This window comes from Paenibacillus lignilyticus, from assembly GCF_017942085.1.
Lineage (GTDB): Bacteria > Bacillota > Bacilli > Paenibacillales > Paenibacillaceae > Paenibacillus_Z > Paenibacillus_Z lignilyticus.
In genome coordinates this window covers 453,124-470,649 of record NZ_JAGKSP010000003.1, presented here as the reverse complement: position 1 = coordinate 470,649, position 17,526 = coordinate 453,124, and the positions used below count along the sequence as shown (strand labels likewise).

The 17,526-nt window shown below is 50.8% G+C and carries 17 protein-coding genes; 15 read left to right on the top strand and 2 right to left on the bottom strand.

Annotation, left to right across the window (positions count from 1 at the left end; translation table 11 throughout):
* Positions 1–22 precede the first annotated feature (22 nt).
* From I8J30_RS11720 to I8J30_RS11675, 10 genes are all read left to right on the top strand, one after another.
* On the top strand, positions 23–1,000 hold the full coding sequence (locus tag I8J30_RS11720) for an alpha-ketoacid dehydrogenase subunit beta (RefSeq protein WP_210658393.1): 978 nt from the start codon (positions 23–25) through the stop codon (positions 998–1,000).
* 54 nt (positions 1,001–1,054) lie between these two features.
* On the top strand, positions 1,055–2,383 hold the full coding sequence (locus I8J30_RS11715; protein WP_210658391.1) for a dihydrolipoamide acetyltransferase family protein: 1,329 nt from the start codon (positions 1,055–1,057) through the stop codon (positions 2,381–2,383).
* Positions 2,384–2,387: 4 nt separating this feature from the next.
* The gene (gene lpdA, locus I8J30_RS11710; protein ID WP_210658389.1) at positions 2,388–3,803 is read left to right on the top strand and encodes a dihydrolipoyl dehydrogenase; all 1,416 of its coding nucleotides are present in this window, start codon (positions 2,388–2,390) and stop codon (positions 3,801–3,803) included.
* A 112-nt stretch (positions 3,804–3,915) separates the two neighbouring features.
* The gene (locus I8J30_RS11705; protein ID WP_091215770.1) at positions 3,916–4,410 is read left to right on the top strand and encodes an acyl-CoA thioesterase; all 495 of its coding nucleotides are present in this window, start codon (positions 3,916–3,918) and stop codon (positions 4,408–4,410) included.
* A gap of 58 nt (positions 4,411–4,468) precedes the next feature.
* Entirely contained in the window at positions 4,469–5,263 is a 795-nt protein-coding gene (gene thyA, locus I8J30_RS11700) for a thymidylate synthase (protein ID WP_210658387.1), read from the top strand.
* A 12-nt stretch (positions 5,264–5,275) separates the two neighbouring features.
* Positions 5,276–5,776, top strand: coding sequence for a dihydrofolate reductase (locus tag I8J30_RS11695; RefSeq protein WP_240548027.1), 501 nt, complete (start codon positions 5,276–5,278; stop codon positions 5,774–5,776).
* 225 nt (positions 5,777–6,001) lie between these two features.
* The gene (locus tag I8J30_RS11690; RefSeq protein ID WP_091215776.1) at positions 6,002–7,489 is read left to right on the top strand and encodes a glutamate synthase subunit beta; all 1,488 of its coding nucleotides are present in this window, start codon (positions 6,002–6,004) and stop codon (positions 7,487–7,489) included.
* Positions 7,490–7,556: 67 nt separating this feature from the next.
* Positions 7,557–7,874, top strand: a complete 318-nt coding sequence (locus I8J30_RS11685) for a hypothetical protein (RefSeq protein ID WP_210658386.1) — start codon at positions 7,557–7,559, stop codon at positions 7,872–7,874.
* Positions 7,875–7,931: 57 nt separating this feature from the next.
* Complete coding sequence (locus I8J30_RS11680; protein WP_210658384.1) at positions 7,932–9,074, top strand: hypothetical protein; 1,143 nt, start codon at positions 7,932–7,934, stop codon at positions 9,072–9,074.
* 12 nt (positions 9,075–9,086) lie between these two features.
* Positions 9,087–11,507 (top strand): DNA topoisomerase 3, encoded by a 2,421-nt coding sequence (locus I8J30_RS11675; protein WP_210658382.1) that lies wholly within the window; start codon positions 9,087–9,089, stop codon positions 11,505–11,507.
* Between the two features lie 68 nt (positions 11,508–11,575).
* Here the strand turns inward: I8J30_RS11675 and I8J30_RS11670 are convergent, their stop codons facing one another.
* Positions 11,576–12,319, bottom strand: a complete 744-nt coding sequence (locus tag I8J30_RS11670; RefSeq protein ID WP_210658380.1) for an HAD family hydrolase — start codon at positions 12,317–12,319, stop codon at positions 11,576–11,578.
* 350 nt (positions 12,320–12,669) lie between these two features.
* The gene (locus tag I8J30_RS11665; protein ID WP_091215788.1) at positions 12,670–12,891 is read right to left on the bottom strand and encodes a hypothetical protein; all 222 of its coding nucleotides are present in this window, start codon (positions 12,889–12,891) and stop codon (positions 12,670–12,672) included.
* Between the two features lie 172 nt (positions 12,892–13,063).
* Here I8J30_RS11665 and I8J30_RS11660 point away from each other — a divergent pair, with 172 nt between their 5' ends.
* The 5 genes from I8J30_RS11660 (at position 13,064) to I8J30_RS11640 (ending at position 17,349) form a co-directional block, all read left to right on the top strand.
* A complete protein-coding gene (locus I8J30_RS11660) occupies positions 13,064–13,789 on the top strand; it encodes a phosphonate ABC transporter ATP-binding protein (protein ID WP_091215791.1) in 726 nt (241 codons plus the stop codon).
* On the top strand, positions 13,786–14,286 hold the full coding sequence (locus tag I8J30_RS11655; RefSeq protein WP_210658378.1) for a GNAT family N-acetyltransferase: 501 nt from the start codon (positions 13,786–13,788) through the stop codon (positions 14,284–14,286). Before I8J30_RS11660 ends, I8J30_RS11655 begins: the two co-directional genes overlap by 4 nt.
* Positions 14,287–14,339: 53 nt before the next feature.
* Complete coding sequence (locus tag I8J30_RS11650) at positions 14,340–14,951, top strand: DUF3298 and DUF4163 domain-containing protein (protein ID WP_210658377.1); 612 nt, start codon at positions 14,340–14,342, stop codon at positions 14,949–14,951.
* A gap of 20 nt (positions 14,952–14,971) precedes the next feature.
* Positions 14,972–15,547 carry a response regulator gene (locus tag I8J30_RS11645; protein WP_210658375.1) on the top strand — a complete coding sequence of 192 codons (576 nt, stop codon included), beginning with the start codon at positions 14,972–14,974 and terminating at the stop codon, positions 15,545–15,547.
* Positions 15,548–15,669: 122 nt separating this feature from the next.
* Positions 15,670–17,349, top strand: coding sequence for an APC family permease (locus I8J30_RS11640; RefSeq protein ID WP_210658373.1), 1,680 nt, complete (start codon positions 15,670–15,672; stop codon positions 17,347–17,349).
* Positions 17,350–17,526: the final 177 nt, after the last annotated feature.

Sequence of the window (17,526 nt, the reverse complement as noted above, 5' to 3'; positions counted from 1 at the left end):
AGCTAAGGAGGAACTCGCGACAATGGCTCAAATGAATATGAAAGAAGCGATCCGCGACGCAATGCGTGTGGAGCTTAAGAATGACCCGAACGTATACATTTTCGGTGAAGACGTTGGTAAGGTCGGCGGCGTTTTCCGTGCGACAGAAGGACTGCAAGGCGAATTCGGCGAAGATCGCGTATTCGATACACCGCTTGCTGAATCAGCAATTGCCGGTATGGCGGTAGGGATGGGGCTTCAAGGCTTCCGCCCGGTTGCTGAAATTCAATTTGTCGGTTTCATCTATGAAGCCATGGATCAAATGTTTATCCAAGCAGCGCGTATGCGTTACCGTTCCGGCGGACGCTACAACTCGCCAATCGTATTCCGTACGCCATTTGGCGGCGGCGTAAAGGCAGCCGAGCTTCACACCGATTCCCTCGAAGGCTTGGCGATTCAAACGCCTGGTATCAAAGTAATCGTACCTTCCAATCCTTATGATGCAAAAGGTCTTCTCGTTGCGGCTATTCGCGACAATGACCCTGTATTCTTCATGGAGCATTTGAACCTTTACCATGCTTTCCGTCAAGATGTGCCTGAAGAAGCATACACAGTCGAAATCGGTAAAGCGAATGTTGTTCGCGAGGGTTCCGATGTCACGATCATCGCATACGGTCTGATGGTTCACACAGCTGTTAAGGCGGCTGAAGAGCTTGAGAAGAGCGGCGTGAAAGCAGAGGTTATCGATCTGCGTACACTGCTTCCGCTTGATATCGAAACGATCGTTGCTTCGATTAAGAAAACAAATCGCGCAATCGTTGTACAGGAAGCTCAGAAAACTTCCGGTGCAGCTGCGGAAATCATCGCTCAAATCAACGAGAACGCAATCCTTCACCTGGAAGCGCCGGTACTTCGCGTAGCGGGTCCGGATACGGTTTACCCGTTCGCACAAGTGGAAGACGCTTGGCTGCCAAGCCCTGCTCGCATTATCAAAACAGTAAACCAAGTGCTAAATTTCTAATAGATAAACCCACCAAAGAGCAGGTTGTGAAGACTGAGAAGGAGGTCACGGGACGTGGCAAAATTCGAGTATCGTTTCCCGGAGCTGGGCGAAGGCTTGCATGAAGGCGAAATCGTCAAAATGCATATTACGGCAGGCGCAACGGTTACGGATGAAGATATCATCATGGAAGTACAGAATGACAAGGCAATCGTTGAAGTTCCTTGTCCTGTAAATGGTAAAGTGCTTGAAGTGCTCGTAAAGGACGGACAGGTTTGCCATGTTGGCGACCTTGTTGCCATCATCGATGCGGAAGGCGATGTGCCTGAGCAAGCAGCGCCGGCTGGCGATAGCCACAATGCACCGGCACCGGCGGCAGCACCGGCACCAGCAACAGCAGCGGCTCCAGCTCCTGCAGCAGCACCTGCTGCGCCAGCGACAGCTCCGGCTCCCGTTACAGCAGCAGGCGGTATGGTTTTAGCAACGCCAAGCGTGCGTAAATTCGCTCGCGAACAAGGCGTTGAGCTTGCCGGCGTAGCAGGCTCTGGCAAGAACGGCCGCATCACGCGTGATGACGTAACTGCAATTGCTGCAGGCGGCGGAACGGCGGCGCAAGCAGCTCCGGCTGCGGCACAAGCGGCGGAATCACCGGCAGCAGCGGATTCGAAACCGGCTGCAGCTGCGGCTGTCGTTGTCGGCGACCGTGCTGAAGAGCGCGTACCATTCAAAGGCATTCGCAAAGTTATTGCGAACGCCATGGTTAAATCGGTATACACTGCACCTCACGTAACACTGATGGATGAAGTGGATGTAACCGCACTTGTTGAGCTTCGCACGAAAGCGAAGCCGATCGCAGAGAAGAAAGGCGTTAAGCTGACTTACCTGCCATTCATCGTGAAAGCTCTTGTAGCGGCTTGCCGTCAGTTCCCGATTATGAACGCGACGCTTGACGAAGAGAAACAAGAGATCGTGTACAAGAAATACTACAACATCGGTATTGCTACCGATACGGATAACGGTTTGATCGTTCCGGTAATCCAAGATGCAGACCGCAAGAACGTATGGATGGTTGCTGATGCAATCAAGGATCTGGCTACTCGCGGCCGTGACGGCAAGCTGACAGCGTCCGAACTCAGAGGCAGCACGATCAGCATCACGAACATCGGATCCGCTGGCGGTATGTTCTTTACTCCGGTTATCAACTTCCCTGAGGTTGCTATTCTTGGTACAGGCCGTATCTCCGAGAAACCGGTTGTGAAGAACGGCGAAATCGTTGCGGCATCGGTTATGGCACTTTCCCTAAGTTTTGACCACCGTCTGATTGATGGCGCAACAGCGCAAAACTTCATGAACTACATTAAACAGCTGCTGGCTGATCCGCAATTACTTGTAATGGAGGTTTAAAACCATGGTAGTAGGAGATGCATCACTCGATATTGATTTGCTCGTCATTGGAGCAGGCCCGGGCGGCTATGTAGCGGCAATTCGCGCTGCACAGCTTGGCCAAAGCGTGCTTGTTGTAGATAAACAGTATGTAGGCGGCGTATGCTTGAACGTAGGTTGTATCCCGTCCAAGGCGCTGATCTCGGCGTCCCATCAATATGAATCCATTTCGCACGCTTCTTCATTCGGTATCACAGCATCCGATGTGAAAGTGGAATGGAGCAAAGTTCAAGAGTTCAAGAACGGCGTCGTAAAGAAATTGACCGGCGGCGTAGGGCAGCTGTTGAAAGCTAACAAAATTCAATTCTTCGCCGGCGAAGTGATGTTCATCAGCGATACGGAAGCACGTGTATTCAATGAACAAGAAGCACCGCGCTACCGTTTCAAGAACTGCATCATTGCTACAGGCTCCCGTCCAATCGAGCTGAAAGCATTCCCTTACGGCGGCCGCATCGTTTCTTCGACGGAAGCTTTGTCCTTGCCTGAAATTCCGAAGAGCCTCGTCGTTATCGGCGGCGGCTACATCGGTATCGAGCTTGGTCAAATGTACGCTCGTTTCGGAACGAAAGTTACCGTAATCGAAGGCTCCGATACGATTCTTCCCGGCTTTGACAGCGACATGTCTTCGCTCGTGGCGAAGAAGCTAAAAGGCGCGAAAGCAGATATCGTAACCGGTGCTCAAGCGAAGAGCGCCGTTCAAACAGACAACGATGTAACGGTAACGTACACTGTTGGCGGCGAAGACAAACAAGTTACGGCAGATTACCTGCTTGTGACTGTTGGACGCCGTCCAAATACAGATGGCGAGCTTGGCCTTGATATGATCGACGTGAAGATGACCGACCGCGGTCTGATCGAAGTCGACGAGCAATGCCGTACAAGCATCCCGCACATCTTCGCAATCGGCGATATCATCGCAGGACCTGCGCTTGCGCATAAAGCGATGTATGAAGGCCGCGTTGCTGCAGAAGCAATTGCCGGACAACCAAGCAAAATCGATTACAAGTGCATTCCGCTCGTGGTATTCTCCGATCCTGAATGCTCCAGCGTAGGCTACAGCGAGAAGGAAGCGAAGGAAAAAGGCCACAACGTGAAGGTTGGCAAATTCCCGTTCAACATCAACGGACGTGCGTTGTCCCTTGGCGTAAACGAAGGTTTCGTCAAAGTTATCGCAGATGCGGATAACGGCCTTGTACTTGGCGCGCAAATCGCCGGTATTGAAGCTTCCAACATGATCGCGGAACTCGGACTTGCAATCGAAATGGGTGCGACTCTTGAAGATATCGCGCTGACGATCCATGCACATCCAACGCTTGGCGAGATCGTTCTGGATGCGGTTGAAGTAGCGCTTGGACACCCGATCCACGCCATTGCCAAATAATAAGATGATCAATAAATAATCAAAGCTTACAGGAATGCAAGAGGTCACGCCGCAGTTGTTCTGCAGCTGGGCCTCTTTCTTCTTTAGCATTTAGCCAAGGAGGCTGCCTGCAATGACAAGCGAAGTGTCGAAGAAGACAACGGACGAATCGAGATCAACGATGATGCAGCTGATCTTCCCATCGGATACGAATTACCACGGCACGATGTTCGGCGGTAAAGTCATGGAGTACATGGATAAGATCGCGGCGATCACCAGCATGCGTCATGCGCGCGGGCCGGTGGTAACGGCTTCGACCGATAGTTTGGATTTTGTTGCACCGATCAAGGTCGGCGATATGATCGACGTAGAAGCTTTTGTCACATGGACGCGTAAGAGCTCTATGGAAATTTATGTGAAGGTCCAAACCGAGCATGTCTATACGGGAGAACGCAAAACAGCTGTCACCGCCTTCTTCACCTTCGTTGCGCTGGATGAGCATGGCAAGCCGACCCCTGTTCCGGGCATAATTCCGCAGAATGATGAAGAACAGGCGCTTCATCTGTCCGCTCCGGATCGTTACGAACTTCGCATGCAGCGAAAACAGGACAGACAGAAGAGCCATTAAATGTTAAGATAAGAGGAAGCGGTTTTTTTGTAGAAAGTTGGAGAGGGGTTAACGGACGTTGAAGGCTTATTTGGATTTGCTTCAGGATGTCTTGGATAACGGGGTAGTTAAAGAAGATCGTACAGGAACAGGAACTAGATCCGTGTTCGGTCGTCAGCTTCGCTTCGACTTAAATCAAGGCTTTCCGCTGGTCACGACGAAACGGATGCATGTGAAATCCATTATTCATGAACTGCTCTGGTTCCTTAAGGGAGATACGAACGTTCGTTACCTGCAAGAGAATGGCGTTCGGATTTGGAACGAGTGGGCAGATGAGAACGGGGATCTGGGTCCTGTCTACGGGTCGCAGTGGCGGGCTTGGGAGACACCTGACGGTCGTCATATAGATCAAATTGCTGCAGTAGTAAACTCGATTAAGAATAACCCGGATTCGAGGCGCCATATCGTCAGCGCATGGAATGTAGCGGAAATCGACAATATGAAGCTTCCGCCGTGTCATTTTGTATTCCAATTCTATGTGGCGAACGGGAATCTCTCATGTATGCTGACGATGCGTTCTTCGGATACATTCTTGGGTCTGCCGTTTAATATTGCGCAATATGCGCTGCTTACGCATATGATTGCCCAGCAATGCGATCTTGGCGTTGGGGAATTTATTTATTCCGGTGCGGATGTTCATATTTACAGCAATCATATCGAGCAGGTAAAGCTTCAATTATCTCGTGAACCGCTGCCGCTGCCGAAGCTTATCATTAAGCGGAAGCCGGAATCGATTTTCGATTATGTCTATGATGATTTCGAGATTGCCGATTATCAGCATCATCCTACGATTAAAGCTGAAGTCGCGATATAAGGGAGGGTGCCGATGATGACAATTGCCATGATTGCCGCAATGGCGCGCAACCGGGTGATCGGGATCGACAATGATATGCCATGGAGCCTGCCCGCGGAGATGGCTCATTTTCGTCGTTCGACAGCTGGCAAAACCGTTGTGATGGGGCGTAAAACCTTCGAATCGCTGAGCGGTCCGCTCAAGAATCGCCGTAATATCATCTTAACCCGCAGCTTGGATTATAAGCCGGATGGCTGTGAGGTTGCGCACTCCGTAGATGAAGTGTTAGCTCAGTTTGGCCCTCATGAAGGTGAAGAGCTTGTTATTATGGGCGGGGCAGAGATCTATTCGCTGTTTATGCCCTATGCGGACAAGCTGTGGTTAACGGAAGTCGAAGCGGATGTGGCGGGGGATGCTTATTTTCCGGCTTTCGACATGAAAGAGTGGACCGTGCAGAATCGGGAGCATTTCTCGAAGGATGAGAAAAATGCATATGATTTTACGATCGTTACATATGTCAGGGAAGCTCGTTAGAGAGAATTCTATTTGTATGGCAAATGCCTAACATTATGTGATAAAGTGCAAATGATTGTACGGAAAATCCATTTATTGCGTTAGGCCAAGTTGCTAAGATATTGTAAATAGTTATCAGGTTTTATATGGTAAAGTTTGATATTGAATTCAATGTCGATTCCCGATATAGTTTTAGAGAGATAACGAACATTCGGTAATGGGAAAATGGATGGAGGAAAAGCGATCATGTCTACACCTACTGGATTTATGGACTACAAACGCGAGCTGCCTGCTGACCGCGATCCGCTTGAACGGATTAAGGATTGGGATGAATTTCATAAGCATTTCAGCGAAGATCAGCTGAGAACGCAAGGCGCGCGCTGCATGGATTGCGGTACGCCTTATTGCCATACAGGTATCGAGCTTCCGGGAGGCGCATCGGGCTGTCCGGTGAACAACCTTATTCCGGAATGGAATAACCTCATCTATCGTGGGCTTTGGCGCGAAGCGCTTGATCGTTTGCACAAAACGAACAATTTCCCGGAATTCACCGGCCGTGTTTGCCCGGCTCCGTGTGAAGGCTCTTGTACGGTAGGCCTGATCGGCGATCCGGTTACGATCAAAACAATCGAGCAATCCATTATCGACAAAGGCTTCGATGAAGGATGGGTCGTTCCTCAACCGCCGCTTATGCGTACAGGCAAGAAGGTTGCCGTTGTAGGCTCCGGTCCTGCCGGAATGGCTTGCGCGGCACAGCTTAACAAAGCAGGCCACACCGTTACGGTTTATGAGCGCGCAGATCGCATCGGCGGCTTGCTCACTTACGGTATTCCGACAATGAAACTCGACAAGAAAGTGGTTCAGCGTCGCGTGGATCTGATGGAAGCGGAAGGCGTTAACTTCATTACAAACGCAGAGGTTGGCACGAATGTACCGGCTGAGCAATTGATGAATGAATTCGATGCGGTTGTCCTTTGCGGCGGTGCTACGAAGGCGCGCGAAGTTGACATTGAAGGCCGCGATTTGAACGGCGTTCACTTGGCAATGGATTATTTGAACGGCACAATCAAGAGCTACCTAGATTCCAACTTGGAAGACGGTAACTATATTTCGGCTAAAGATAAGAACGTGATCGTAATCGGCGGCGGCGACACAGGTACAGACTGTGTAGCGACAGCGCTTCGCCACGGTTGTAAATCGGTGACGCAATTCGGTACAGTTGGCAAAGCGCCGCTAGTGCGTGACCAAGAGAAGAACCCATGGCCGCAATTCCCTAACGTGTACACGCTTGATTATGCACAAGAGGAAGCTCGCGCGCTGTATGGCGAAGATCCTCGTGCATTCTCCGTATTGACGAAGAAATTCGTCGGTGACGAGAACGGCAACCTGAAAGAATTGCACACGGTGCAAATCCAGCGTACAGTGGATGAAACCGGCCGCAGAATCTATACGGAAATCCCAGGCACAGAGAAAGTATGGCCAGCTGATCTGGTTATGATCGCGGTTGGTTTCGAAGGCCCTGAGAACACGCTGATTCAGAAGCTTGGCCTTGAGCAAGACCGTCGTTCGAATGTAAAAGCCGCATACGGCAACTACAAAACGAGCGTTGACAAAGTATTCGCTGCAGGCGACATGCGCCGTGGACAAAGCTTGGTTGTTTGGGCAATCAACGAAGGACGCGAGGCTGCGCGTGAAGTGGACCGTTATTTGATGGGAACAACGATGCTTCCTTAAGAAGCGATTCGGAATGCAAAGCGCCTACGGGCGCTTTTATTTCGTTTAACGAAGGAGTGGAATTACGATGATTCAATATGGTTCCGAGCTGGTTACTCAGCTGCGATTTATGACGTTTATTCCTCGCATGGAGCGTCGTGACGGCCAATGGGTGGATATCGAGCTGCGTATGATCGTGGATCAAGCAACGCCTGTACCTGAAGGCTTAATCGATTTAACGGCATTAGTGATCTGTACGCATAGCGGGGTTATTGCTCAGATCGTTCCGCTGGATGAGGGCTGTGATTGCGAGTTTCAATTCACCTCGGATGAGAAGGATCAGATAAGAGCGTATATTGAATCCGCAGAAATCCAAACACAGATTGCAAATCTCTCTATCGGCTAAGGTAAGATGTGGTAAAATGAGCTGTAGGTTATCGTTTCTTGGTGGGAGGAGATTCGATTGCGAACCGCAGCTGCAGGTGTTCTTACGCCGACGGATATTCATAAAATCAGACATTATGTCCAGCATAAGTATGGCGACTTGCCTAGCGATCGCCGCGCCGAAATCGTAGCGGATGCGATGCAGCGTATTGTCCTGAGGCAATTACCGGCTTTCCCGCACGAGCAGAAGCTGAGCGTTTCGACGGAGCTGATGCGGAGCATTGCGGTAAGGAAGCAGGTTCCCGTTGATGAGAAACATATCTTTGAAGCATGCCTGAGGCTCGATTATCGTGACCCTCAGCTTTTTCATGCCTTGCATGAATGGGTGGAGCAGCGGCTTGGCGTGACGATTGAGCATGAAGCGTTCAAGGGTATTATCGAAGAAGGCGTTCATATTGCGAACTCCCCCCACCTGCAGGTTGAAGCCTGGGATGCTGTTGTCGGCACGGTGGCAGGCTATTATCGCGCGCCCGAACGAATGGCAGAGGTTATCGCGCTTCCCGGCAGCCGTGATGGCGGCCTAGGCAATAAAACCAAGCCGAGTACTTATTTGTTCCTGACGCTGGCGCTAAGCGCGTCGACGTTGTTCTATGGCTGGTGGACCCTTCATCCTCCAACAACTCGTGCCGAGCTTCCTCAGACAGGACACCCTGTGGATATAACCCCTCCGGTTCCTCAGTCGCCAACGATAGCGATCGAGCAGAAGTATAAGAATGAATTGCCCAGTGAGCTTAGATATGTGGAAGTAAATAAAGAACGGCTTGTACAGTATTTGGCGAGGAAATCGTCATTACTTGCAGAGGAGCCGTACCTCAGCACAATTGTTAATGCGGCTAAAGAGCATGATATCCATCCGCTCTTGCTGTTTGCGATAACCGGACAAGAACAGGCATTTGTACCGAAGACGCACAAAGATGCGAAGAAGATCGCGAACAATCCGTTTAATGTGTTTCACAGCTGGAAAGAGTTTAATACCACAATCAGCGAGTCTGCGAAGATCGCAAGCAATACGATCGTACATAAAAGTCAAGGAAGACCTGACGATGTCGACGCACTCACTTGGATCAATACGAAATATGCCGAAGACGTCAATTGGTCGAAAGGCGTACGAGCGATATTGGATGCGATGAAACGTCAGATTATGTTGGTTAACGAACGGTAAAGAGGCGATTGCTTGAAAACATTGATTATCGCAGAGAAACCCGATATGGGCCGGACAATCGCCGCAGTCGTAGAACCGAAGGCGCAGAACAAACGCGCTTATTTGGAAGGCGAGCACTACATTATTACGTGGGCGATCGGTCATTTGGTCAGTCTCGCGGAGCCGGATCAGTACGATCCCAAATATAAGAGATGGAATGAAGCGGATTTGCCCATCATTCCGGATCACTTTAAGCTATGGCCGAATGCGCGGACGAAGGATCAGCTTGCTACTATCGGCGAGCTGTCGAAGCGTTGCGACCGGCTTGTTAACGCATGCGATGCCGGACGTGAAGGTCAGCTTATCTTCCATTTGATCCGGCAATATTTGAAAATGCCGCAGCCGACAGATCGGCTGTGGATTTCCGATTTGACCCCGGAAACGATTCGCCGCGGATTCGATGCGCTGCGCAGCGATCGGGATTACGATGATCTTACACGTGCTGCTAAGGCGAGAAGCGAGGCGGACTGGCTGGTGGGGATGAACGCTTCGCGGGCATTTACCATCCGCCACAAAACACTGCTGTCGGTTGGACGCGTACAAACACCTGTATTGGCATTGCTGTATGACCGGCATAAAGAAATTACCGCTTTTGACAGTGAGACCTATTACGTGGTGCAAGCCTCGTTCAGTCAGCAGGACTTTACGTATAAAGGCGTCTGGCAGGGAGACCGGATAACGAAACGAGAGCAGGCTGAAGCTTTAGCCGCTAAAGTATCCGGGAAACCGTCTAAGATTGTCAGCTATACGGTGACGGAATCGAAGGAATATCCCTATCGGCTGTACGATCTGACACTGCTGCAGCGTGAAGCGAATGGCAGATATGGCTACCCGGCGAAGAAAACGCTCGATATTGCGCAATCCCTCTATGAGAAACATAAAGTGATTACGTATCCGCGGACAAGCTCTAACTATGTCACGGAAGAGAACCTTCCAATAATGGGAAATGTTCTTAACATGCTTAAACAAACTTCCTACGGGGATCTGGCTAACGGCGCGGATCGCAGCAGGGTGCATAAAGGCAACAAGGCCGTCTGTAATCCGGCTAAAGTTGAGGACCATCATGCGATATTGCCGACGCCTAAGCGTCCCGGTTCCTTAAGCACGGAAGAGCAGAACATTTACGATATGATCGTTCGACGATTCCTCTCTCATTACTATCCTCCTGCGGTCTACAACAATCACGAAGTGTTGACGGAGGTTGAAGAAGAGCAGTTCCGCACACGTGCGAAGGAACAGCTGGATGCCGGGTGGCGAGTCGTATTGGGCGATCAGGATGACGGGAACGCGAGCAAGGCTAAGAGCAAGTCGAAGAAGAAATCCGACGATGCGACGGATGATCAAGAGGATGATCTGGTCGAAACCGATCGTCCGTTCTCGGTTGATCCCGATGCACCGGTACATTGTGACGGCGCAGATGCGCTCGAGAAGGCCACGAAGCCGCCGAAGCCATATACGGAAGGCACATTGCTCAAAGCGATGGAGAGTGCCGGTAAAGCGATTGAGGATGAAGAGCTTCGTGACGCGATGAAGCAGACGGGGCTGGGAACTCCGGCAACGCGCGCCGCGACGATTGAGCGGCTGAAGTATGTCGGGTATATCAAGCCGACAGGCAAGCGGCTCGATATCACGACGAAGGGCTGCGCAGCCATCGAGCTGATTCGCGGTGCGGGCGTCGAACTGCTCGCTTCGCCGGAAATGACGGGGCGCTGGGAGCAGCGGCTCCATCAGATCTCGAAGGGCGAAGCGTCGGATGAGCAGTTCATTGCGAAGGTGAAGCAGTTTGCCGAGATGATCGTCGGCAAAGTGAAGCATCAGCGACAAGCAGACGCGAGCTTGTTCGAGGAGCCGGGGCAACCTGCCGGAGAAGCAAAAGGCAAAGGCAGAGGAGCGAAAGCTTCCGCTTCAGTCGAGAAGAATTCGCGGCGGCCTTCCTCGAAGGAGAAGGCAGCGAAGACCGAGGCATCCGGCTCTGGCACGGGGATCGCTGCTAGGAGTACGGCTGCACCTCGATCGAAGTCTGCAAGCACCTCAGCGGGCGGCAGTAGCAGTTCCTCAACTCGTTCTGCGAAAGCCACAGGCGCAGCGGTATCCCGGGAGCCGGCAGCAAGCTCGCCGAAGGTGATCGCCACTTGTCCACGGCCAGGCTGCGGGGGTGAGCTTGTGGAAGGGAAACGCGGCTTTGGATGTATGCGGTTTAGGGAAGGCTGTACGTTTGTCATCTGGAAGGAACAGCAGGGGCGTCTGGTAACGGCTGCTATGGCAAAGGCGCTGGCTGTCAGCGGCGCGACGAGAGCTTCCACGTTCAAGCGGGAAGACGGTACCAACGAGTCCGGCAAACTGACGCTAACGAATATCTCAACCGGAGCAGTAGAATTTGTACCTGCTCCGTAAGAACGAAAGAGGCTTGTCCTCACAGGAGTCGTAATCACTCTTGTGTGGGACAAGCCTCTTCTTGATCATTAATTGGGACCGCGCTGATTCAGGTAAGTATGAATACTTGTCGGAACGTCCCGGAGCTGGTCGAGGGTGAAGAATGCGCCCTTTGGCTCTACATCAATGCCGACAATATTATACGCCCATTCGGAATCAGTCTTCATGTGAATGGCGTGTATACCCGAAGTCAAGGCGGGAATCACGTCCGTACGGATGGAGTTGCCGATCATCCAAGTCGATTTACGATCGAATTGGCCTTCTCGAAGGATGTTCTCCATCGCTTCGATATTCTTCATCGAACGGACATAGATGCGCGGACCAAAATATCGCTCCAGCTGTATTTCCTTGATTTTACGTTGTTGAATTAACATTTCCCCGCCGGTGTAAAGGTGCAGCTCATGACCTTTGGACGCCAGCTCGTCCAGCGTCTCTTCCATGAACGGATAGGGCTCAACCTCATGATCGTAAACACTTCTTCCTAATTTCCACAGCATATCTACTTCTACGGGGGATATCGGTCTACCCAGCAGATCGGAGTAATGCTGATAAGTTCCAATAAAGGATTGCGGGAAGTGATCGCTCTTAAAGCCGGATACATGAACGCCGGCTATGTCGATTTCGGTTTGCTTGTCACGGATTTCCTGAGCCGAAATTCCATAACCTCTGAACCAGTCTGACATGAGGTCCGTAAATTGATCAATGACGAAATAGAAATACTTGTTGCAGTAAATTAGCGTATCATCGAGATCGAATAGAATACTTTGTTTCATCTTAGGCACGGCTCCTTCCCCAGATGATTTCGCTGTGTAGATTCAATCTACCGCATCTTGGGATTCGCCGTCAAATCGAATAGTACTGGGAACATTTACAAATACTGTAGGTGGAGGTGAAGGATGTATGCCAACAAATCGGAACAGCAATAAGAAAAACCGGGGTAGTGAATCAGAGGGGAGAGATTATTCTTCCTCATTAAAGAAGCTGGAGAAATTAGCGAGCAGGCCCTCCAGCTTAAACGGGATTAACAAACAGCTGCCTTAATACATACGGCGGGGCAGGGCTAGGGAACAGTCTCTATACGGGTCAGCAGTCAGCTGCGGACACCTATAGAGACTGTGAGTTGTTAGGCATACTTATTTAATTTCGCTGTGAGATCCTGCTTAATATAAGCGATTCTCTTGCGAACATAGAAGTCGTAGCTTGCTCCTTTCAATTCGCGGGGGCTAATGACTTCATCAGCACTGTTGTCGATAATGGTCAAGGAGCCGTTGGAATAAAACTTAAACGTTAGATCCCGGAATGGTCGATGCGTTTCGATAAATCGATAGTTTTCACAGTTATTCATGATGGTTAGCCTCCTCACAATTGGCGGGAATTTAGAACGTGTGTTCTTGTTTTTATTATAGCAAACATTTGTTCGTATGGAAACTATTATTTTTTTAACTTAAACTAGATTAATAGCTTACATAGAACTCTGCGAATTTATTAGCAAATGCATTCATAAAGGAGCGCCACTCATGATAAAAGTCGATCAACTATCCAAACAAATTCCGGGCGGGCCGAAGGTGCTCTCCGGGATCAGCTTTAACATAGAACCCGGTGAATTTATCGCCGTTAAAGGGGCAAGCGGAAGCGGAAAGTCCATGCTTCTTCGTTGCTTGGCGATGAGGGAGTCGTGGAGCGGCGGCTCCTACATCGTGGACGGCGTCGATATTCTCAAAAAAGGTCTGCTTGGCAAAATGAAAATCCGTCGTGAAATCGCTTATCTCGAAGAGAAGCCGACCTTAATCGGCAAACGGACCGCACTCAAGAACGTGCTCATCGGCACGACGCACCAAACCCCGATCTGGCGCCGAGTAACAGGTATGATTCGCAGTGATGACTACATGGGTGCCATGGATATGATCGAGAAGATGGGGCTGCTTGAGAAAGCACATCAGAAAGGCGATAAGCTGAGCGGCGGGGAGAAGCAGCGTATTGCGATGGCGCGCGCTTTGGTTCACGGTGCCAAGACACTGCTCACGGATGAACCGGTATCCGGGCTGGACCCGCATGCGGCAGAGCAAGTGCTGTCCGATTTGAAGAAGATGTGCCAGACGCAAGGGATCTCGGTAGTTGCGGTCATGCATCAAGGTGACTGGGCGGAGCGGTTCGCAGATCGGATAATCGGTTTGAATAACGGGAAGCTCGTGCTGGATATCAAGGGAAGAAAAATGACAGAGCGGGAGAAAATGCTGCTGTGAGTGCATCCATTACCTATGAGCTGCGGCCAATCGAACAAAGCGAGCTCGATGCCGCACATGCGCTGGAGCTCGCATGTTATCCGGTTGAAGCTGCGGCAACGCGGGAATCTTTTGCGTTCCGACAGCAGCATTTCCCGGGCTATTTCTGGTCAGCTTGGCAGGATAACGAGCTTATTGGGCTATCCTGCGGAGTTCGTACAGCGGAAAGCAGCTGCGAGAGCGATGCGGTGAAGAGCGCGCACAGTGCCGAAGCCGGTGGAAACCACCTTGTCATTCTGTCCGTGGCAGTCGCTCCCGAGCATCGTTTCAGCGGGATTGGATCCGCGCTGATGAGAGCGCTTATCAAACAAGCGGAAGACGATCGGCTCGCTACTATCGTTCTCATGTGCGAACAGCATCTGATCGCTTTCTATGAAGGACTCGGGTTCGAGTATGTAGCGGTTTCGGCATCCACGCATGGGGGCATTGAATGGCATGAGATGAGAAGAGTCATCTAATTAGGAACCGGCATACAATGGAGCATTAACCTAGAATAGGCAGGTGTTCCATCATGGCATTCCAGTTTCCGGCCGTTATCCATGCCTCCCGCGTCACGTTCCCGAAAGCCGAGCTTTGGGTTCCGGTCGTAAGCGGACTTCATAACACAGCGGCACGCAATTCAATTAACGGTAAAATACGCAGGACGGTAAGCGAGCTCGTGCACGATCAGGGCTCTCTTGAGGATCCGCGCGCCGATATGCAAGGTTATTTCGAAGTCAAGACGAACGAGAAGGACATTCTAAGCTTATCGTTGTTTAATTACGCGTTTACAGGCGGGGCTCATGGGCTAACGCTTCAGGAGTCGCTTACGTTCGATACAGGCACGGGCAAGTCATACACATTGTCGGAGCTTTTCAAACCAGGCAGTAACTATGTCGGCAGACTTTCGGATATCATCAAGGCTCAAATCGATGAGCGACAAATCGCCACATTGGAGCCGTTCAACGCCATTCGGCCGGATCAACCGTTCTACATTGCGGATCGCGCGTTAGTTATTTATTTTGCCTTATACGAGCTTACTCCTTATGCATTTGGGTTTCCGTACTTTCCGATTTCCGTCTATGACCTAAGCGACATCATTAATCCGAACGGGCCACTTGGCCGAATGGATGTGAACAATTAACTGTACCAGAGGAGATCCTTATGATTTATGTTCTCATATTGCTGCCAATCTGCTTTATTCTGACTGTCACCTTGATCAGACGAAGACAGCACGAGAATAATAAACCGGTCATGGAACGCAACCATCAAAGCCAACTGCATCAACTCAAGACTAAGCAAACTTCAGCAGAGCCCGTGCGAATATCGGCTGTAGAATCGGATTCAAAGGTTAACAAGCCGATTTGCAGCATCCTCATCGTTGATGATCAAGCGGCTATCCGAATGCTGCTCCGAGAATTATTCGAGCTTGAAGGGATGATCGTGTATGAGGCGATCAACGGGGCTGCCGCGATTGAGACTGTTCGTACGACGGCGATTGACTTCATTTTGCTTGATCTGAAGATGCCGGATATGGATGGAATTGAGGCACTCCAAGGCATTCGTCGATGGAACGAACATGCGCAGGTAGCGATGATTACGGCATTTGGGGATCCCCTTAAGATGGAGGCAGCCAAACAGCTGGGCGTGCAATCGTTTTTCAGCAAGCCGTTTGATATCGAGCAAGTGAAGAATCGTGTGTTGAACAGCTTGAAGAAAAAGGATTGCAAGGCTGATTAAAAGCCTCCAATCGAATAAACATGCAAGATTCAATCCGTCCTGGCAGCTCCGATGCCGGCGGATTTTTTAGTTGTGCTGTTGGGATTGCCGCGCTCATAAAGTCAAGTAAGGGGGTGGCGACTTTGTTTTTGCTATGGGCCGGTTGTTTGATTATCGTATGTGCATGTGGTCTCTCCCTTGTTATCGCCCGTACAGCAGAACGAGGCGCGAAGCGGTCCTTGCACCAATCCTTGCATCACTTCTCTCCCTATGTGCGGTATATGCAGGATAAACATGATCTGAACGGCATTGGATTTGCCCAGCAACTGACGAGGCATATGGGCGGGTTATCCCTGTTTGGGCTGTCCTTTACATCCTTATCTATGATTGGCGGAGCGGTCCTGTTTCTTGGTCCGGCGCTGGCTGCAGGCGGCCCAGCGGTCATCGGATTCGGTTGGCCTGTCCTAACCTGCCTAGGCATCGTAACGGCTAGCTCGCTTGCAGCGCTTGCGTCTGCCATCCCGACTGCCGGCGGCTGCTATCATTGGGCGTTATCCGCGGGCGGACGCCGGATGGGCTTGTGGTCGGGCTGGCTGCATTTCCTGGGTACGATTCTCATGCTTGTAACTGCGAATCTGCTTCTGGCAGATTGGCTTTATAAAGTGATGGAGACGAGGTTAGGCTATGCTGGCGGCGGAGAGTTGTATTATGCGCTCCTTATCGTGCTGTTTCTCACGCAAGCACTTCTGAATGTAAGAGGGGTTCACTCCATAGGCAAAATAGCAGCGATTTCTTCCGGCCTGCAGCTGGTGGTATGGCTGGCGATCATTCTGTTCTTCGTTGCGGCGTCATGGCCGGCCATTTATCCCTTTCAAATGCTGTCGGGTACGGACCCCATCGCGGGTTCCGCTGCAGGCAATAGCCAATCGGGGATGGTAATCGGGATGCTAATGCTGCAACGTCTGTTTCTGGGTATCGACCATGCCGGACAGATGGCAGAAGAAACGAAGGATCCTCGGATCATCGTGCCGTGGTCGATCTTCTTCTCTTCCGTTGCACTTGGTTTATTCGGATTTATATTGTTCGTGCTTCTGATGATGTGGTTTCCGCTCGGAAGTGAGGGGCTATACGCCTATTCAGACATCGGAACTTGGTTTATAACCCTCTGGACCACCAAATGGGGGGCAATGAGTAATACGATTCTACTATTGCTCGTTATTTCGTTTGTGTGGATGAATGGGAATGCGTCTGTGGCGGCAGCATCGCGCACGTTGTTCGCGATGGCGAGGGACGAGGCTGTGCCATTCTCAAGCAGGCTTTCCGCGGTATCCGTGCTGTATCGCACGCCTCTTCGTGCGGTGCTTGCTGTATCTATAGTTGCCTGCGTGACTTCATTGGTGTTCAAAGCGGTGGCAGCCGGTGCGATGACTCCGCAAACCACTCTTTTGCAGCTGATCTTATTTAGTGTAGCCGCGCTGCATATCGCTTTGGCGCTTCCCATTGGAGCTAAACTGTATGGGGAAATAACGAATCGCAATCTTTCGAAGCTAAAAGGACCGTGGAATCTTGGCGCCTATGGGGTGTTTGCGGATGCGATTTCAGTATGCTGGCTATCAATTAGCGCGGCAGGGGCGTTTGCATTCATGAATCCTATTGTCCTTCTTTCAATCACTATCGCAGTCTTGATTGGAGGGCTTTTAATTGAATGGAAATACCGGGCCTTGCTGAAGAAGGTGCCGTTCAAGGTTGTGGGCTCGATTCGGTTCAGTCGGAGATCCATCGATGAATGTATCAGAATTGAAAGAAAATTCCCGCAACATTAGAAGTCAACTCGTTCAGCTTATCGAATCCAGATTGGCGCATAGGGAAATATTAAAGTGAACCTCGGAAAATATTTCCCCAATTGCTCGCGACTATTTCCCGGGGAAGCGCACGAAACAACATGATAAGAGCGCTTTCGACACGATCTGTAACAACGTGATCCATTAGGGGAAATCATG